Raw genomic sequence first — 2693 nt, forward strand, 5'->3', positions numbered from 1 at the left:
GCGCTTGATAGGCGGCGCGCTGGTATTCCGGCGCCACCCAGATTTCGTAGCCGAGATCGCCGGTATAGCTCACACGGCCGACCAGGCACGGCGCCATGCCGATATCCATCCGGCCAATGGCCATGAAGGAAAATGCCGCGTTGGAGACATCCGAGCGCGTGGCCTTTGCCAGCACATCCCGCGCCTTCGGGCCGGCGATCGACAGACCGGTGAGCCTCGCGCCCAGCGCTTCGATGCGGACCGATCCATCGTCAGGCAGGTGCTTCTCGAACCAGCGCATGTGGTATTGCTCGGCGATGCCGGAGCCGGCGAGGAACCAGCCATCCTCCCCCAGATTGGCCAGCGTGAAGTCGCCGATGAGCCTGCCGTCCTGCTTCAGCATCGGCGCCAGCGTCATGCGGCCGGGTTTCGGCAGTTTGCAGGTAAGCATCCGGTCGAGCCAGGCGGCCGCTCCCTCACCCGTCACCTGGTATTTGGCGAAGCTCGAAATCTCGGACAGGCCGACACTGTCACGTACCGTCGCGACCTCCTTGGCGACCTGCGTGAAGTCGCTCGAGCGGCGCCACGAGAACTCGTCCTTGACGCCTTCCGGCGCGTACCACAGCGGCACTTCCAGCCCATAGGCAACGCCCCATTGCGCACCCCCAGCAGACAGCAGATCATAGATCGGCGTCGTCTTCAGCGGCCGCCCGGCGGGCAGCTCCTCATTGGGGAAGCGGATCGAAAAGCGCCTGGAATAATTCTCGCGCACCTTGGCGTTGGTGTAGGCCATCGTCGCCCAGTCGCCATAGCGCGCGACATCCATCGCCCAGATATCGGCGCCGGGATCGCCCTCGATCATCCAGTTCGACAAAGCAAGGCCGACGCCGCCGCCTTGCGAAAAACCGGCCATGACACCGCAGGCGACCCAGAAGCCCGGCAGGCCGCGCACCGGCCCGACCAGCGGGTTGCCATCAGGGGCGAAAGTGAAGGGGCCGTTGATGATCTGCTTGATGCCGGTGTTCTGGAAGGCGGGGAAATGGCGGAAGCCGACTTCCAGAGACGGCGCGATGCGGTCGATGTCCGGCTCCAGCAATTCATGGCCGAAATTCCATGGCGTCTGGTATTCGGACCACGGCTTGTTGGCCTTCTCATAGGTGCCCATCAGCATGCCGCCGCGCTCCTGGCGCAGGTAAAGCTCGCCGTCGAAATCGACCGCGTGGATGATCTCGGTGCCGGTCTTGGCATTCCAGGCGGCGACCTCAGGCATGTCCTCGGTGATCAGGTACATGTGCTCCATGGCCAGCACCGGCAGTTCGAGACCAACCATGCGGCCGACCTCGCGCGCCCACAGGCCGCCGGCATTGACGACATGCTCGGCCACCACCTCGCCCTTGTTGGTGATGACGCGCCATAGCCCGTCGGGCCGGCGCACGATGTCCTCGACCTTGGTGAAGCGCTCCACTTCCGCCCCAAGTTTCCGCGCGGCCTTGGCATAGGCATGGGTAACGCCTGAGGGATCGAGATGGCCGTCCTCCTTGTTCCTGACGGCGCCGACGAACTGCTTGGGATCGAGCAGCGGCATCAGCTCGGCCGCTTCGTTGGGCGAGATCTCCTCGAGCTCGATGCCGAGATAACGGCCCTTGGCGACGACGCCGCGCAGCCAGTCCAGCCGCGCCTCGGTTGCCGCCAAAAGCACGCCACCGGTCAGATGCACGCCGGTCGCCTGGCCGGAAAGCTCCTCGATCTCCTTGTAGAGGTTGATGGTGTATTTCTGCAGCTTGGCGACGTTGGGGTCGCCATTGATGGTGTGCATGCCCCCGGCCGCGTGCCAGGTCGAGCCGGACGTCAATTCGTCGCGCTCCAGCAGGACAACATCGGTCCAGCCGTGGCGGGCGAGATGGAACAGCACGGAGCACCCGACGACGCCACCGCCAATGACCACGACCTTTGCATGCGATTTCATGAGTTTTGCTCTGTTATCAATGAGTTGGATGGGTGGAATGAATCGACATGGGAGGAGCCAAGCCGGTGTGCGCGCACAATCCTGCAATCATCACGGCTCGCCCTGCCCGATCGCTTCCTTGCGCCTGGCCATGTAAGCCTCCAGCGCCTCGCGCACGGCGATATCCATCACCGGCTCGACATAGTCTTCCAGCGCCTTCTTCCACAGCCGCGTCGCGCGCGCAGTGGCGTCGAGCCCGCCGGCTTCCTGCCACGCTTCGTAATTCTGCCAGTTGGACAGCATCGGCTGATAGAAGGCGGTGGCGTAGCGCTCCAGCGTGTGCGGCTCACCGAAGAAATGGCCGCCGGTCGGCACCGCGCCTAAAGCCTCGACGGCAAGCTCGGCCTCGTTGACCTCGATCGGGCGCAAGAACTCCATCATGTGCTGGATCATCTCGACATCGATGATGAGTTTTTCGAACGACGCCGTCAGCCCGCCCTCCTGCCAGCCGGCGGCGTGGTAGACGAGGTTGCCATGGCCGAGCACCGCACCCCACAGCGCCATCAGCGTCTCATAGGCGCCCTGCGCATCGGCGGCGTTGGAGGCCGAGCCCGGCGTCGTGCGGTAGGGCAGCCCGTAGCGCCGCGCCAGTTGCCCCGAAGCGATGTTGGCCTTGGTGTTCTCAGGCGTGCCGAAGGCCGGCGCGCCCGACTTCATGTCGACATTGGAGGTGAAGGCGCCATACATGACCGGCGCGCCCGGACGGACA

2 protein-coding genes are annotated in these 2693 nt (G+C 64.6%); both read right to left on the bottom strand.

What is annotated here, in order from left to right:
• Positions 1–1945 (bottom strand): FAD-dependent oxidoreductase (locus tag EN893_RS28040; RefSeq protein ID WP_164901172.1); only part of this gene is annotated, 1945 nt, incomplete at its 3' end.
• 90 nt (positions 1946–2035) lie between these two features.
• Positions 2036–2693, bottom strand: a 658-nt coding sequence (locus tag EN893_RS28045) for a trimethylamine methyltransferase family protein (RefSeq protein WP_206640185.1), incomplete at its 5' end; no start/stop codon positions are given.

Origin of the sequence: Mesorhizobium sp. M7A.F.Ca.CA.004.04.2.1 (assembly GCF_004022825.1) — a bacterium.
Classification (GTDB): domain Bacteria; phylum Pseudomonadota; class Alphaproteobacteria; order Rhizobiales; family Rhizobiaceae; genus Mesorhizobium.